The 16,892-nt window shown below is 34.7% G+C and carries 11 protein-coding genes; 7 read left to right on the top strand and 4 right to left on the bottom strand.

The window, feature by feature from the left end; genetic code table 11:
* The first annotated feature begins 2,034 nt into the window (after positions 1-2,034).
* On the top strand, positions 2,035-3,468 hold the full coding sequence (glgA, locus tag RGRSB_RS00915; RefSeq protein ID WP_119259429.1) for a glycogen synthase GlgA: 1,434 nt from the start codon (positions 2,035-2,037) through the stop codon (positions 3,466-3,468).
* Positions 3,469-3,520: 52 nt separating this feature from the next.
* On the opposite strand, the gene trxA is transcribed toward glgA, so the two are convergent.
* A complete protein-coding gene (gene trxA, locus RGRSB_RS00910) occupies positions 3,521-3,838 on the bottom strand; it encodes a thioredoxin (RefSeq protein ID WP_119259428.1) in 318 nt (105 codons plus the stop codon).
* 579 nt (positions 3,839-4,417) lie between these two features.
* On the opposite strand from trxA, the gene ggpS reads away from it, so the two are divergent.
* The 5 genes from ggpS (at position 4,418) to RGRSB_RS00880 (ending at position 11,905) form a co-directional block, all read left to right on the top strand.
* Positions 4,418-5,908, top strand: a complete 1,491-nt coding sequence (gene ggpS, locus RGRSB_RS00905) for a glucosylglycerol-phosphate synthase (RefSeq protein ID WP_119259427.1) — start codon at positions 4,418-4,420, stop codon at positions 5,906-5,908.
* Positions 5,909-6,085: 177 nt separating this feature from the next.
* On the top strand, positions 6,086-7,759 hold the full coding sequence (gene glpD, locus RGRSB_RS00900) for a glycerol-3-phosphate dehydrogenase (RefSeq protein WP_119259426.1): 1,674 nt from the start codon (positions 6,086-6,088) through the stop codon (positions 7,757-7,759).
* A gap of 849 nt (positions 7,760-8,608) precedes the next feature.
* Entirely contained in the window at positions 8,609-9,487 is an 879-nt protein-coding gene (gene argB / locus RGRSB_RS00890) for an acetylglutamate kinase (protein WP_119259424.1), read from the top strand.
* 243 nt (positions 9,488-9,730) lie between these two features.
* Positions 9,731-9,949: a DUF4327 family protein gene (locus tag RGRSB_RS00885; protein ID WP_044105787.1), complete on the top strand. Its 219-nt coding sequence runs from the start codon at positions 9,731-9,733 to the stop codon at positions 9,947-9,949.
* A gap of 42 nt (positions 9,950-9,991) precedes the next feature.
* The gene (locus RGRSB_RS00880; protein WP_119260899.1) at positions 9,992-11,905 is read left to right on the top strand and encodes an ABC-F family ATP-binding cassette domain-containing protein; all 1,914 of its coding nucleotides are present in this window, start codon (positions 9,992-9,994) and stop codon (positions 11,903-11,905) included.
* A gap of 1,119 nt (positions 11,906-13,024) precedes the next feature.
* On the opposite strand, the gene RGRSB_RS00875 is transcribed toward RGRSB_RS00880, so the two are convergent.
* The 3 genes from RGRSB_RS00875 to RGRSB_RS00865 all read right to left on the bottom strand — a co-directional run bounded on the left by RGRSB_RS00875 (position 13,025) and on the right by RGRSB_RS00865 (position 15,287).
* Positions 13,025-13,837, bottom strand: coding sequence for a tetratricopeptide repeat protein (locus RGRSB_RS00875; RefSeq protein WP_119259423.1), 813 nt, complete (start codon positions 13,835-13,837; stop codon positions 13,025-13,027).
* Positions 13,838-13,986: 149 nt separating this feature from the next.
* Positions 13,987-14,448, bottom strand: a complete 462-nt coding sequence (locus RGRSB_RS00870; protein WP_119259422.1) for a CBS domain-containing protein — start codon at positions 14,446-14,448, stop codon at positions 13,987-13,989.
* A 257-nt stretch (positions 14,449-14,705) separates the two neighbouring features.
* On the bottom strand, positions 14,706-15,287 hold the full coding sequence (locus tag RGRSB_RS00865; protein ID WP_232014539.1) for a DUF2062 domain-containing protein: 582 nt from the start codon (positions 15,285-15,287) through the stop codon (positions 14,706-14,708).
* 451 nt (positions 15,288-15,738) lie between these two features.
* On the opposite strand from RGRSB_RS00865, the gene crtR reads away from it, so the two are divergent.
* Positions 15,739-16,614, top strand: a complete 876-nt coding sequence (crtR, locus tag RGRSB_RS00860; protein WP_119259421.1) for a beta-carotene hydroxylase — start codon at positions 15,739-15,741, stop codon at positions 16,612-16,614.
* The last annotated feature ends 278 nt before the right edge of the window (positions 16,615-16,892 follow it).

Below are 16,892 nucleotides of genomic sequence, written 5' to 3'. Positions count from 1 at the left end.
TACTAGTTCACTATAATAAGTGTCCATTTCAAAAATATGATTTTGATCCTAACATGTAATATTACATAGCATATCATAAGTACATAACATTATAATGTCAATCTCGAAGTATTGTAATTCTGATACTCTCGAAATTTGAACCATACCAAGAGAAAATTAGATCTCGTCGGACCAAAGGTCTCATTGTACTATATTTTGTAGTTAAAGTGCTTACTTTACCTAAAAACTAAATTAATAAGGAATGTAATTATTAATTCTTAAGAAATTTTATGTAATTAAATCTTCTATATAAATAAGATCTATGTTCTGTTTTGAGATGCTTAAAAAAATACTAATAACTTATCTATATAAATAAAAATTATTCATGGAAAGTAAGCAAATAAAACTATTAAATTCACAGAAAATAAAAAGCTTAATTTTTTGAGGCTAATTTAGAACATATGATACAATCTAGCTCGGATTGGTCCATAAACTATTTGACTAAAAAAAAATATAGAAGTATTATCTTATCCTCAATTATCTTTTAAGAAACCTAATGTAAGTCTTACTTTATAAAATATTTATTTTAAAATAAAAATATAAAAAATATTGAATTTAATGACTTCTTGTAATATCTTTATATTATTAATATATAAGAAGTATAGGCTTGAATTATTTTTACTTGTTAAAACCAAATGTTAATTATTATCAAAATAAATTTTAAGAAAATAATAAATGTAATTTTAATACGAACAAAAATATTAATTTATAGAGTTATTAACGTAATTTTTTAAAACCTATACAACTTTATATCTATTTAATTAATTTATAAAAAATAAGTTTATTTATATTCATAATTTACTTGTTTTTTAACATAAAATATAAGCCATTAAAGTTTATAAAAAATCAACTCTGGCAATTAAAATAGTATAGATTTTAAACTAAATAATTTAGTTATATAAAAATTAAATAAAAAAAGAATATGATAAGTAAAAATTAAAAATATTGTTTGACCTCATTTAAAATTAATTTTTTTTTAAAAAAATTAAAAATGTTTAAAGCAACAAATATTTATCTATTAAATTTGGTATTTCTGAAAGCAAATTTATGATAAAAAATCTAAAATAACTAAATAAAAATAATAGTCATTTAGAGAAGAATTTGAAAAAATAGTATAAAGAAAATAATGAAAATAAAACATTAATAAATATTAATAATAACGTAAACAAAAAACTTATAACTAAATACTTGTATTAGCAATTATATAAAAAAATTAGTCTTAAATATTTAAATAATCTTAAGCTATTACTTTTTTTATAAAAAAACATAACTTATATAAAATTTAAGTAGGTTATATTTACTAGTTATATTTTTAACGAAGTTGATTATTAAATCAATAATTGATCTTTTAAGTATTTTTTTTGAAAAAAACTAGGTTAAGTAACTGCTAATTTAATTACTAGAATTTAAAGATAGAAGATTTTTATCTTTTATATTTTTATATTTTTTTAAAAAAATTAATCTTGATTAAGATTACCATAAACAATAAAATATTCATGAATACAAAATAGAGGTATCTTTGATTTGATTGTTTATCAAGACTATAAAATTCAGAACAAATGACCTGAACAACACTATTCTAAGAGAAATGATATTTTTTAATACCGAATTAGTTGACATAGTATTAATTATACTGAATAAAATTAAGAACAATCTAATTAATTTAGTATTTTTGATGTAAATATAGTTATTTAGTAGTGTAAATTAGTACAATAATTTATTAGAAATAAAAATTAGTTATTTTAATTTATAAAGTAAAAAAATTTAACATAACTAACCTAATAAAAGTCAAAATTAACTAATTTATTTAGTAAATTTGATGGACAGAAAATATTCATAAATGTAGGGAAAAACAATTTAAAAGTCAAACTTCATATCTTTTCAAGAATAAAAAGTCAATAGTTGATTTCTTCCATTCAAAATTTAACTAACTCAATAGGGATCAACTCTCGTATAATCGATCAGAAAACTAACGCCAAGATACACGGAGCAAAGATGCGGATTTTATTTGTTGCGGCAGAAGCCGCACCCCTCGCAAAAGCTGGAGGTATGGGGGATGTAGTTGGTGCCTTACCAAAAATCTTACATAGATTAGGATATGATGTACGAATTTTTATACCCTATTATGGCTTTTTGGCTGATAAGTTAGAAGTTCCTCCGATTCCTATTTGGCAAGGGTTTGCCATGTTTCAAAGTTTTGTTATCTATGAGACAACCTTACCCAATAGTGATATTCCACTCTATCTATTTGGCCACCCAGCATTTACTCCCCGTCGTATTTATCGTGGGGAAGATGAATTTTGGCGATTTACTCTTTTTGCAAATGGGGCAGCTGAGTTTGCTTGGAATTTCTGGAAACCAAACATCATTCACTGTCATGACTGGCATACAGGAATGATCCCTGTTTGGATGAACCAATCTCCCGATATTAATACAGTTTTTACTATTCATAATTTGGCTTATCAAGGACCATGGCGTGGCTATTTAGAACAAGTAACATGGTGTCCTTGGTATATGCAGGGGGATAATGTTATGGCTTCAGCCTTGCAATTTGCTGGACGAGTCACTACCGTTTCTCCCACTTATGCTCAGCAAATTCAAACAGCGGAATATGGAGAAAAGTTAGAAAGTTTGCTTTCTCATATTCATGAGAATATAGTAGGAATTCTCAATGGCATTGATACTGAAGACTATAATCCAACTACTGATAAATTTCTATATCAAACCTTCACAAAAGATACTTTAGAAATACGAGAAGCTAATAAGATTGGGTTACAAGAAGAGACAGGTCTAGAGGTAAATAAAAATGTTTTACTGATGGGAATGGTGACTCGTCTAGTTGAACAAAAAGGTATTGATCTCATGATGCAAATCCTGGATCGGTTCATGGCTTACACTGATGCTCAATTAGTCATTGTTGGGACTGGAGACCGCTATTATGAAACTCAATTGTGGCAAATAGCCTCTCGTTTTCGAGGTAGAATGTCGGTGCAACTTCTCTACAATGATGCTCTTTCTCGACGAATTTATGCTGGTTCAGATGTTTTCTTAATGCCCTCTCGTTTCGAACCTTGTGGCATTAGTCAATTGTTAGCCATGCGTTATGGCTGTGTTCCCATTGTCCGCCGTACTGGTGGACTAGTGGATACAGTATCATTTTATGACCCCGCTAATAATACAGGAACCGGATACTGTTTCGACCGCTATGAACCTTTAGATTTTTTAACTTGTATGATACGAGCTTGGGAGGGGTTTCGCTTTAAACAAGATTGGAAAAGACTTCAGCAACGATGTATGTCTCAAAACTTTAGCTGGGATAAATCTGCTGCCGAGTACATTAAAATATATAAGTCAGTCATGGGGAAGTCTCCTGAATTAAGTGAGGCTGAACGCAGCAAACTCAGTTTTTCAAGTGAGTCCATAACTTAATCAAAATTAGAAGTTAACAGCGATTATGTGGTCATAACTCACCATAGACAATCTAGATGAGAATTTGTAAGTGTTGAATTAGTTGAGACGCTTGAACCACTCCCTCAATGCGCTCGACTGGTTCTCCTTTTTTGAATAAAACTAAGGTAGGTAAAGCTTGAATTCCATATTGAGAGGATATTCCCGGATATTTATCACTATCAATTTTGACAATCTGTAAACGACCTCTCAGATGAGTTCCGACCTGTTCTAAGATAGGACTCATCATTTGACATGGACCGCACCAAGTTGCGTAAAAATCGACCAACACAGGAACTTTGGAAGTAGCTAGCAGATTTTTAAAACTAGAAAATTGCTTTTTAATTACCATAATGTCCCACCTTATAATGAGTGACGTCAAGATGACTTTGTTTAAAAGTTTTAGTCTGGTTTATTTCCCCAGATAATAGGAGTATTTTTCATTATTTTATTAATTCTTTAGAGTTTATTAACTATTAGTCTTTGTCTCAGAATAAAGAACGCCCCAATTTATACCTAAATATTTCATACTCAACACTGTGAATTTATGTTAAAGTAATCAACATATAATCCATACAAAACAAATAAACAAGTTAAGTCAAGAGGGCTTCTTCTTCTGATTCATTATGAGGATAAAGTCAAAAATAATCCTGAACTAAACAAGTGAATTGAGTCAATCAAAGCTACACTCTTCGTCGGGACTTCATGGTGACGAAAGTAAGCCCAAGCGATGAGCTTTAACCTAAATGTATGCGAATATGCAAGCAACCAATAAACTCCCAAAATGCTCGCTCAGGTGAACTCATGCTAAGGTCGCATGTTCTCCTAAACAAGAGAAATAAATAAAAAAAGTTCACAGAGTATTTAGCTGGGAGTCTAGACAGTTAACAGCTCGCGACAAACACTAACCAGCAAAGACAAAGTATAGATTATGAAATCATCTCTCGTTATTTTATACCACCGCGAACCCTATGATGAGGTAGAGGAAAATGGAAAGATTCACTACCGACCAAAGAAAAGTCCTAATGGAATTGTCCCAACCCTAAAAAGCTTTTTCACTAATGTCCGTCAAGGAACTTGGATTGCATGGAAGCAGGTTAGTACCGAACAAAAAGCTACGTTTATAGAACAGGTTACCGTAGAAGAAGATGCAAGTTATACTGTTTATCGTATTCCCCTAGATGCCAATCAAGTCAAGCATTTTTACCACATTACCTCGAAAGAAGCATTCTGGCCAATTCTCCATTCTTTTCCTTCGCATTTCACAAGTGAATCATCAGATTGGGAGAATTTTAAAGAAATTAACCGTCTCTTCGCAGATGCTGCTTGTAAAGAAGCAGCCGATGATGCCTTAATTTGGGTTCATGACTATAATCTTTGGTTAGTCCCGCATTATATTCGTCAGAAAATGCCGAATGTTCGCATCGCCTTCTTTCACCATACACCTTTTCCACCAGTAGATATATTTAATATTCTGCCTTGGCGCGAAGCTATTGTGGATAGTTTACTATGCTGTGATGTGGTTGGATTTCATATTCCTCGGTATTCAGAGAATTTTGTGAATGTAGTTCGCAGTTTGCGAGCAGTGGAAATTGTCCAGAAAGAAAAAGTGGCTGGACACATGACTTCGGTGGGAATTGCTCTAGCTGAACCTGAACAAACTACAAAGCTCTCCCATAAAGGAAAAATTATTAATATTGATGCTTTTCCAGTAGGGACTAACCCCAAAAATATTCTTGAAGTCCTGAATAAACCGGAAGTTAAAACTAGACTTGAGCAAATCAGAGAAGAACTCCAAGGACGCAAACTATTAGTGGCTGCTGGTCGGGTGGACTATGTTAAAGGAAATAGTGAGAAATTAGAAGCCTTTGGTCGTTTGTTGGAACGTCGTCCTGACTTACACGGTAAAATCAGCCTTGTCATGACTTGTGTACAACCTGCCACCGGAATGCGAGTTTATGAAACGGCTCAAAAACAGATTGAGCAGCTAGTAGGGAACATCAATGGACAATATGCCAAGTTCGATTGGACTCCCATTCGACTGTTTACTCAACCTCTGCCTTTAGAAGATCTATTCTGCTACTATCGCGTCGCCGATATTTGCTGGACAGCTCCTCTACGAGATGGCTTGAACCTAGTAGCTAAGGAATACATTGTCGCTCATGAAGGTAAAGATGGGATTTTAATTCTCTCCGAGTTCGTTGGAGCTGCTATTGAACTTCCTCAAGCGATTTTGACCAATCCATACTCAATTGATCGTATGGATCAAGCAATAGAAGAAGCTTTAGCCATGTCCCCTGAAGAACAAAAGGAACGGATGACTAAAATGTATGAAACTGTGACAACCTACGATGTTGACTATTGGGCAAATCGTCTGTTTAAGTTATTTAAAGACATAAAACACGAAACTTCCTTAACTTAATAGATAACATCTATTGAGTTGAAGATTCCCTATAACAAGTAACCTGGTTTTATATGGGAAGTTTTTTGTCCGTTTTTAGTTCTCTTCTCTTTCTTAAAGGAGACAAAGAAAGAGTTGTTAGTTGCTATTTTGACTAAGAATTGTTCTTGAGAAATTTAGAAACAAGGAATGATGATCATGCGAGATTTTAATGAAATTCAACAAACGACCTACGACCTGATCGTCATCGGCGGGGGTGTAAATGGTGCAGGCGTAGCTCGAGATGCTGCCTTACGAGGATTAAAAACGATTCTCATTGAGAAAGGGGATTTTGCTTCTGGAACCTCTAGCTGGTCAACCCGTTTGATTCACGGAGGGTTACGCTATTTAGAATATTTTGAATTCCCTCTAGTGCGGGAATCCTTAAAAGAACGAGAAATTCTCCTTCATACTGCCCCTCATCTAGTCAAACCTTTACTATTAACCATTCCCATCTACCGTGATCGCTCTCGTCCCTATTGGAAAATTTGGGCGGGAATGATACTTTATGATATTTTCAGTGCGGACAAAACACTTCCTCCTCATCGAATGTTACCTCCTGCCCAATTTAAACAACTTTTTCCTTCTATCGATTCAAATGGGTTAACTGGAGGAGCTCAATATTATGATGGTCAAGTAACTTATGCGGAAAGATTGTGTTTAGAAAACATTCTCTCAGCTAAATCAGCCGGAGCGACAGTTCTTAGTTACGTTAAGGTGATTCACTTACACCGTCAAGGCAATAGAATTACATCTCTAACCTGTAAAGACTATTGGACAGACCAAGAATTCATTATTAATGTCCATGACAAGTCGATAGTGATTAACACAACAGGTCCTTGGGTTGATAATGTCTGTCGGTTGGGAATGAAAGATAGTAAAGAAGCTCCCATCGGTAAAACCAATAAAATTGGTGGGACAAAAGGTAGTCATATCGTAGTTGAACCTTTTGTTGGAGCACCTAATACCTCTATTTATGTAGAGGCTAAATCTGATGGTCGTCCCTTCTTTATTGTGCCTTGGGATGGAATGTATTTGATTGGAACTACCGATCAACAATTTAAAGGGAATCTCGATCAACTTAAGGCCGACGATGATGAAATTGACTATTTATTGAGGGAAACTAACAACATTATTCCCAACGCTCAACTTTCGCGTAAAGACATCAGGTTTACTTATTCAGGAGTGCGCCCTCTCCCTAATGAGGAAGGTAAAAAAACAGGAAGTATTACCCGCAAACACATTCTTTTTGATCACACCAAAGAAGGAGTAACTAATCTAATTTCTTTAATTGGAGGGAAATTAACTACTTATCGCCAAGTGGGCGAAGAAATAGTCGACATAGTCTTCAAGCGACAAGGGAAACCTGTTCCTCCTTGTCCTACAGGAAATAAATCTCTTCCAGGTTCGATTCTACCCGGTGATCCCCGTGTGCAACAAGTTTTAACGGAATATCGTGATCGCGTTTCTAATCAAACCATTGATCATTTATTCTCCATGTATGGGTTAAAAACATTAGATATTTTGGCGTTAACAGACTCAGAACCAGATTTAGCTACAGCTATTGTTCCTGAACTTCCTGATATCAAAGCTCAAATTGTTTATGCAATTCGTCATGAACTAGCCTACACTTTGATAGACATTATGCGTCGTCGTACCACTCTTGCCATTCACTCTAATTATGGAATCAATTTAATACCAAGTCTTACGGAGACTCTGAGTCGATATTGTGGTTGGGACGAAGATAAATGTAGTCGAGAAAAAGAGAGATACATTGATTACATAGACAACAATTGTCTTCCTAATTTTGACTCTTTAAAGGTATCTCTGTAATCAAAACTGACATTTTGGGGAAGGGAGATGCTTCTCAAAAACCAACTATAAAACCTAGACTGGATTGGTGAAGTTCTCCTCCCACTAGCTATTATTATGAATCAAACAATAACCTGATTAATGACTTAACAAAAGACATAATCTGGCTTGGAAACGGCAAGATCAGCCCACGCTCTAGGAGAGGTCGGCAAGGAAGAGCTCTCAAACTTTACATGCCCAAAGGGCTGATTAGTCTGTGTTGGATTCACCGAAGATCGACTTACTTGAACGGAAAAGTACAACAGACACGTTACTGTGCTAGCTAATAGCAAACGCTCTAACATCTCACACCACCTAAAATCAATCGAAAAGACACTTGGTTTTACGTTCTTGTCCTTAATTGTCTAAAAGAGGATACTCTAGAATACCAGTTGAACTTATTACGAGACAATAGACCAAGATATTCTCATTATAAAGGCTCATGTCAAAAGTTTAGTTTAAGACTATAGATTTTTGTGACAATTTATGTTGTGTCCCGTATTTTTCCAGTAATAATATCGTAGTAAAACTTTTTAAGTCCACTATGTATCATTTTAGACTCAAAATAAATCTGTTATCCAAGATGTTCTTATTCAGAAAAACACTAGGTAAAGACGAATAAAATAGACAATAATGTTCCCTAAAAAAATTTAATTTTTTAGGGAATGGCTAGGTGAAGTTTTTTCCTGAAATCTCTAACACTAAACATCAACCTTATTCAACCTTGTTATTAAGTGAAGAAGTTTACAATTCACTGTTAAAACACTTGGGGTGAGCTGCTTTTTTCCCTAAACTGTTAGTCTGGCTACGTTAAAAAATGAGTAATCGATTATGAGTATTGAAAATGAGTATATCGGAGAAGTAGAAGCTACCCGCGTCCGAGTTCTTATTGAAGCCCTTCCCTACATCCAACAATTTACTGGACGGACGGTCGTTGTCAAGTATGGTGGTGCTGCTATGAAGGACAGTTACCTTAAAGATAAAATTATTCGTGATATTGTATTTTTAGCCTGTGTTGGTGTTCATCCTGTTGTTGTCCATGGTGGCGGTCCAGAAATTAATACTTGGCTAGGAAAACTGGGCATTGAACCCCAATTTAAAGACGGACTGCGAGTGACAGATGCAGCTACCATGGATGTGGTAGAAATGGTGTTGGTTGGCCGAGTCAATAAAGAATTAGTTGCCTTAATTAACCAGGCTGGTGGTCAAGCGGTTGGACTATGTGGCAAAGATGGCAACTTAATTAAGGCTCGTCACGTTGGCACAGAAGGTGTTGGTTTTGTTGGCGAGGTCAATCAAGTCGATACGAGAATTATTAATGCCTTGATCAATAGTGGTTACATTCCAGTGATTTCGAGTGTAGCCGCTGATCAGAAAGGACAAGTACATAATATCAATGCCGATACGGTGGCTGGAGAGATAGCCGCATCTTTAGGAGCAGAAAAATTAATTTTACTCACCGATACTCGAGGAATTCTTCAAGATTATAAGGATTCTTCCACCTTATTGACTAAATTGGATATTCAACAGGCTAGAGAATTAATTAGTCAAGGTGTTGTAGCAGGTGGGATGATTCCTAAGGTCAATTGTTGTGTACGGTCGCTTGCTCAAGGGGTAAGGGCTGCTCATATTATTGACGGGCGATTCCCCCACGCCTTATTATTAGAAATATTTACTGATAAGGGTATTGGCTCAATGTTGGTTGCATAAAACTCTAGAATCAGGTTGGTTTTGAGTTAGTAAGTTTTGATAGTGGTAGTAATTCCCGTACATTAGCCCGAAAGTCCTTGCAAAAATTAAACAGATAGGCTAAAACTAGAACATGAGGATTGCTTCTCTATTGATCTGTCTGTTTATCTAAGTCTATACAGTAACACTAATTTATAACCACATACAAGAAGCATAACCCGACGAGTATTCGTAAAATTTAGTAAATGCAAGTTAATTGAGTCTATGACGCAACAAGTGGCCCATCCAATGGTGAAGTTTCAGCGTAAAGTCGCTTCACTCGTAGAGTCCAAAGTGCTTAAGCCAAACGATAGTTTGTGGAAACTCGCCCTTCTGTATGGCGATCAATGGGGTTATTGGAAAGGAGAACTTTTAGAGTTTGAATTTACCATGAAAGACCCTGTCAGCGAAGTCCTAAACGTAGAGGCGTGGGATGAAGAATGATCATAAGTGGGGGTATTTTGCCCCCTCCAAAATATTATTTCCATGACTATTTTTACCCTGCAAGCACTTAGAAAAAACTTTGGTATTAAAGAAATACTTAAGAATATCAGCTTTAGCCTTAATGAAGGGGATAAGGTTGGGTTAATTGGGACAAATGGTTCCGGCAAGTCCACTTTACTTAAAATAATTGCTCAGTTAGAGTCAGTTGATGGAGGAGATATTTGGATTAATGCTGGAGCCAAAATTGTCTATTTGCCTCAACAGCCTAGCCTAGATGAAAATCTCACAGTCTTAGAGCAAGTCTTTACTGACTGTGGAGAGCAAATGAAATTAGTTCGAGAGTATGAGCAACTCTCACATCAACTAGCATACCAACCAGAAGAAATAGAAACTTTAATGGCCCAGTTATCAAGGGTCAGTCAACGCATTGATGCATTGAAGGCTTGGGAAATAGAAACCAATGCTAAAATCATCTTAAGTCAATTGGGAATTGAAAATTTTGAGGACAGAATTGCTAATTTATCAGGGGGTTATCGCAAGCGTATCACTCTAGCATCAGCCTTGTTATCCAACCCTGATGTTCTACTGATGGATGAACCGACTAACCACCTTGATGCTCTTTCGGTAGAATGGTTGCAGAGTTATTTGAGTCACTATCAAGGAGCTCTATTGCTGATTACCCATGATCGTTACTTTCTCGATCAGGTAACCAATCGTATCTTAGAAATTGATCAGGGAGATCTTTATAGTTACTCTGGAAATTACAATTATTATCTACAAAAAAAGATTGAGTCCCAAGTATCCGAATTAAGTAGTCAGCGTAAACAAGTAGGAATCTTACAAAGGGAATTAGAATGGCTTAAACGAGGACCAAAAGCTAGAAGCACTAAACAAAAAGCTAGAATTGATCGCATTAGAGAGATGCAGGAGAAAGAATATAAACAAATTCAAAATAAGGTAGATATTTCCACAATTAGTCGTCGAATTGGCAAAAAAGTTGTTGAATTAAAAGAAGTTAGTAAGTCTTACGGTGAGCGCACTTTAATTAAAAATTTTACTTATATTTTTAGTCCAGAGGATCGGGTAGGAATTATTGGACCTAATGGATCCGGAAAGTCTACTCTGATGAATATTATCATGGGTCAGGTTATTCCTGATTCAGGTACAGTAGATATTGGATCAACCGTTCATCTTGGTTACTTTGATCAACACTCTGAAGATTTGATCGTTAACAACAATCAACGAGTAATTGATTATCTTAAAGGTGTAGCTGAGCTAGTTAGAACTGCTGACGGAAATGTGATTACTGTTTCTCAAATGTTGGAACGATTTTTATTTCCACCAGATCAACAATATGCACCCATTTATAAACTTTCTGGGGGAGAGAGACGACGATTATTTTTACTACGAATTTTGATGAGTTCGCCTAATGTTCTAATTTTAGACGAACCCACAAATGATCTTGATGTACAAACGTTAGCAGTTTTAGAAGAATATTTAGAGGAATTTAATGGTTGTGTGATTGTGGTGTCTCATGATCGCTATTTTCTTGACCGTACCATTGAGACTATTTTTTCTTTAGAACCTGGTGGAAATATTCGTCAGTATCCGGGGAATTATTCTACTTATCTAGATTATAAAAGAGCTCAGGAAGAAAAAGGTAAAGAAAATAAAAAACAAGAAGTTAAAACTAGGGAAAAAGAAGTTTTTTTAAAAAAATCAAAGTTTACTCAATCTTGTAAGCTGTCTTTTAGTGAGAAACACGAATATAAGAAACTCGAAGAAAGAATTCCAGAATTAGAGGTTAAAAAAGAAAAACTTGAACAAATACTGTATAACAATCCTCCTAGTGACTTTATTAAAATGCAAGAGTTAACAGAGGAATTAGCTCAATTGATTGAATCTATTGATACGGCGACTGGAAGATGGCTAGAATTAGCAGAGCGAGATATATAAATCTTAGCAATTTTTTAAACAACACACACAAAGATAATATTTAAAGGATTTAGAGAATGTAACTTGTTTTTATAATTTTATGACAGCTATTATACAACATAAGAATGTTATGACAATTTTGTGGTTAAAAAATCAGTAATCAAATAGTAAAGTAAACGCTATTAGTTATTCCAGCATTTTATACGTATGATTTACGCTAAAAAATAATTAAAATAGTGTAAAGATGTCATAATATTTAAGTATATTGTTTATTCAATATTGGTTGAAATACTTTTAATTTTTATTTTAAAAAATAAGAAATGGAAGACTATACATCAATTTATAATAAACAGAGTAAAATCATATAATGAAAATATTTAAGTTTTTTTAGCAAAATAATGTAAAAACTACAATAAAGATTGATTAATTGCAGGCAAGCAAGATAATTCAACAGAATATAAGTTATACTCGTCACAAATTAGAAATGACTAGAAAAAAACTTACAAATCCTAATAAAGAAGTAATCTAAGATAAAAAGTATTTAGAAAAAAACTGAAAAAATCGTTAAATATAAAAACTTGTATCCAGATAAACTAAGACTTGACAATAGAAGGAATTATTGATATGTCCATAGTTGTAGATAAAAAAAGTGATGTACTTTAATATCTAAAAATAACCGTCTATTTTGGCGAAGAAACAGTCAAAGAAATTAACAATTAACTGAAGTTTGTCAAAAGGAGAACTTATTAAAATCTTTTTCTATGTCATACTTATTCAAGCTCATCTGCTTAGAAAATGTTCCCATTTATATACCTCCTTCTAGATACTTCTAAAGTCAGCACTACCAACCATTTATTGACTATGAATGTATTGGTTTTTAACCACCAGAAAAATATTTCTACTTGTTTCGAACTTCTTAGCATGGCTGATTATCCAGTCAAACTCATGGGCACGTGTCCCTAACTAGAGCAATGGAATTTGCTCTTTAATTTTGTAGCCTGTTTCCAGGTGTTAACTAGACTTGTTTTATTTTAGCTTTCCAACGCCAAAATATTGTAACAGTTACTTCCCTACAGTTCGATGCCTTCTTTTCGTTTATGGCGTTGGGCTTCTTACGCAGAGGCTAAAGAAATATTAGACCTAAGGAATTGTAATATAAGGAAAGGATTTAGGAGTTATTTTACTTGGTTGAGGGTTTTCCATCTCAAGTATTTTTCGTTGCATAGTGGCCAATTGTCGTTCCAATTGATTCATACGACTGTGGAGCTTACTAACATCAGCTTGATAACGCCGATCATTACGTTTCCGTAGGGTAAAAATTTCCGCTTTAAAGACTGCTTGTTCTTTTTGCAACTCATTCAGATCCCGGAAAACAACCCTTTCTAACTGTTGAAGTTTTGATGTTTTTTCCCGCAGATTAGGTAATGTATCACTTAACCAGAAAAAACTACTAACTCCTAGTACTAATCCTCCTAATCCAACAATAATACCAATTGATGTCTGTTTACGCCATTTAAAAGCCTTAGAAAATCGTTCTAATAAATTTAACGCTTCTTCACAATCGGGTTTAATGACAAGACATTGACGAATTCTAAAACGAATATTATTTTCGTCTTTATGATAGTGTTTTTCTTGCCAACGCCCCATATGAGAACTAGCAAGACTAATTAACATCTCTAAATTGGAGGGGTTAAAAGCTACTGCTTCTTGAAGTTCTAATATGGCATCATCCCAATGCTTCAGGCGCATATAACCTTGAGCACGAACATAGTGGTCGTGGGATTGTTTTTGTGCGGCTTCAATTTCATCAGGTTCAATCCCCAATTCTGTCGCAATTTTTTCCACTTCTCCCATCGTGGGAATACGCTGACTCGATTGACTTAATTCAGTAACTCGTTGAATGTAGTTTTCAATAACACTACTGGAAATATTTCTAGAAAAAGTAGTCTTCATTTGAAGTTTTTCTCTGTAGAGTTTTAGTTTAATCGAGTCACCCGACACCAGGTTAAAAGTTAAACCTATAGGTAATGGCTTTCGATGTCGACTGAGTATTTTTTATACAAATTTGAAATACTCATTTTGAGCTGGATTAATCTATTCAATTAATGTTGAACCATTGAACGAATAATATCCCCTTGAGTTAACAGACCAATAACCTTATCTCCTTCGTTATCAACTACTGGTAAACGTCCAATTTTCTTGTTGTGCATAATGTGAGCAGCTTCACGCAAAGATTGATAAGATTTGACTGATATTGGTTTACTAGTCATTACTTCTCCTACTGTTTGCCCTAATACTTTGTGGATCTCTTTTTCATAGCGAGCGGGATTTTGCAAATAAATAATACTGTCTAAAATCATGATGTAAGGAGATGCTTCAACGCCGGATTCCCGCCACATCAAATCGGTTTCAGAAATGACTCCAACGAGTTGACCCGAATCGTTAACGACAGGTAGTCCACTGATATGTTTTTCAGCCAACAATTTGATTGCTTCTTGTAACGGTGTTTGTGGGGTCACCGTTATAGGATTGGGGGTCATTACTTCTGCAACAGTCTTTGTCATACCTTTATCTGGGAGATTATTGGTTAGTTGACGATTAACTTTACCTTATTGTAGGCAATTTCTGACTCAATCTTCCGACGGGGCTATCATATCTTTACTTTTTGTTGGAAAAATATTTCCAACAAAATAGAATTAGCCTTGTTTTGGGTTTCTCCTGGACAAGGCTAATTTTTACATTAAAAAGTTAGTTTAGAAATACTTTGTAATTTCAGTTAAGAGATGCAATTTAGAGTCAACTTAATCTATGGTTATCCATTTCAGATTTGCTGATTATTATTTTCGATTGGCAAATCTACGTGATTTCTGCCAAAAAAAAACAACTTTAAGCTTAAAAAATAACCGATAAAAGAACAAAAAGTACCAACAATCAAACATCCCAAAAATAGTGTATAAATAAAATCAAAGCCTGATTCCATGAACGTTGACCAGGATTGCCAATTTTGCTGTAAATCTATTTGTAAAATTGTATTTTGAAATCCCAGTAATAAAAATTTACCTACTTTATAATTAAAAGCAAAAACAGGCACATAAGTCAGAGGATTACTAATCCAAGTTCCGATAGCTGCAGCAAACTTATTACCCCGACAAATAACTGCCAGCAAAACCCCTATAATAGTTTGAAGCCCAAATAAAGGAAAACACCCAGCAAACACTCCACAAGCTAATCCCCGCGCTATGGAATGTGGAGTTCCCCGTAACCGACGGAACCGTAAATAGAGGTAACGGCAATGCCTTCCTAAGCGACAAGGTAATAAATTAAAGTCTGTACAGTTCGGAGACTTGTCTTCTTCTGTCAACATCGACTCAGGGGAGTAACTAGAACGAAAATTTAGAGACATTGTCGATCAACAATTAAATCACTACTTCTACTATGCTATCAGTCTCTTAAAGAGATCATAACAATCTTACGAAGTATAAGCTCAATTTTTAAACCTAATTAAGTTGCTGCTTATTTAAACAACTTTAGAAAATAACTTTTATTTATTATTGTTTAATTTTTATGAATGAAGCATCGATACAGAAAGATTTTCAATCGGAACTTACTTAAAACTCAGTCTATTCCAAGGGTGAAAGTTAAACTATCTAAAATATTTTTTCTATCGATAGAGAAAAAATCTGAGCAAAACATGATGAAATGGTACTCCTTCAAAAATTATGTTTTATGATCGATGGTTATTCGTCCCTTATTCTATAAAGATGCCCTAATATTACAAATCTTGATTAAAATGAGGTAGTCTTGCGGATTATCTAAGAACAGATGTTACTTTAAACAAAGGAGTAAGCAACAAAATGCAGTCGGACCAGATCCCGCTGACAGTCCCCGAAAAGTATCTCAGAACACCAGGTGGGTTCAACCCTAATGTCTCGATGTTTTTTAGTGCACTCTCACTGATTAGTCTTTCAACCTGCGGTTATTGGTTATGGGGATGGTCTAATTGGATTTGTTTTTTTTCTAATGTTCTCGCCCTTCATTTATCAGGAACAGTTATTCACGACGCCTCTCATAATGCTGCTCATAATAATCGGATTTTCAATGCCATTTTAGGACATGGTAGTGCGCTAATGTTGGGGTTTGCCTTTCCCGTGTTTACACGGGTACATCTACAACATCATGCTCATGTTAACGATCCTGACAATGATCCTGATCATTTTGTCTCTACCGGAGGACCTCTGTGGATGATTGCTGCTCGTTTTTTCTATCACGAAGTTTTTTTCTTCAAACGTCGCTTGTGGCGCAAGTATGAGTTATTGGAATGGTTTGTGAGCCGACTATTTCTATTTACAGGAGTTTTCTTGGGTATTCATTACGGATTTATCGATTATTTAATGCACTTTTGGTTTGTTCCTGCTTTGGTAGTGGGAATTGCTTTGGGGTTATTTTTTGACTACCTTCCCCATCGTCCTTTCAAAGAACGTGATCGCTGGAAGAATGCAAGAGTTTACCCTAATTCAATTTTAAACCTGATAATTTTTGGACAGAATTATCACTTGGTTCATCACTTATGGCCATCTATTCCCTGGTACAGGTATAAGCCAGCATATAATGCCACCAAACTTCTTTTAGACGCCAAGGGATGTGATCAATCTCTAGGTCTGTTGAAAGGAAAAAATTTCTGGAGTTTTTTATATGATATCTTTTTAGGAATTCGCTTCGATAATAAATGAGTTGCCGCATTATCATGATAATCCACTAAGTAATTCAAACTACTTGTAGACACATAGCGAAGCAGATCACAAGAAGTAAAAACTCAGACACGAGCAATAAAAAACTGGAACGTCATTGTGGGGAATTGGGATCAGACCTTCTAGTTTTTTTCTAGAACTCATGAAGCATGTAGAGGCTGATTACTATTTTGTTTAAGACAGTTTCTCACTAATTTATAGGCTGACTGTATTGAATTTACCAGCAACCTATGGCAGGACCGATACAATGTTTTTTATAA

It is taken from the genome of cyanobacterium endosymbiont of Rhopalodia gibberula (genome assembly GCF_003574135.1).
Classification (GTDB): Bacteria; Cyanobacteriota; Cyanobacteriia; order Cyanobacteriales; family Microcystaceae; genus Rippkaea.
Note: the sequence above shows the minus strand (reverse complement) of the source record. Positions and strands in the feature narration are given on the sequence as shown.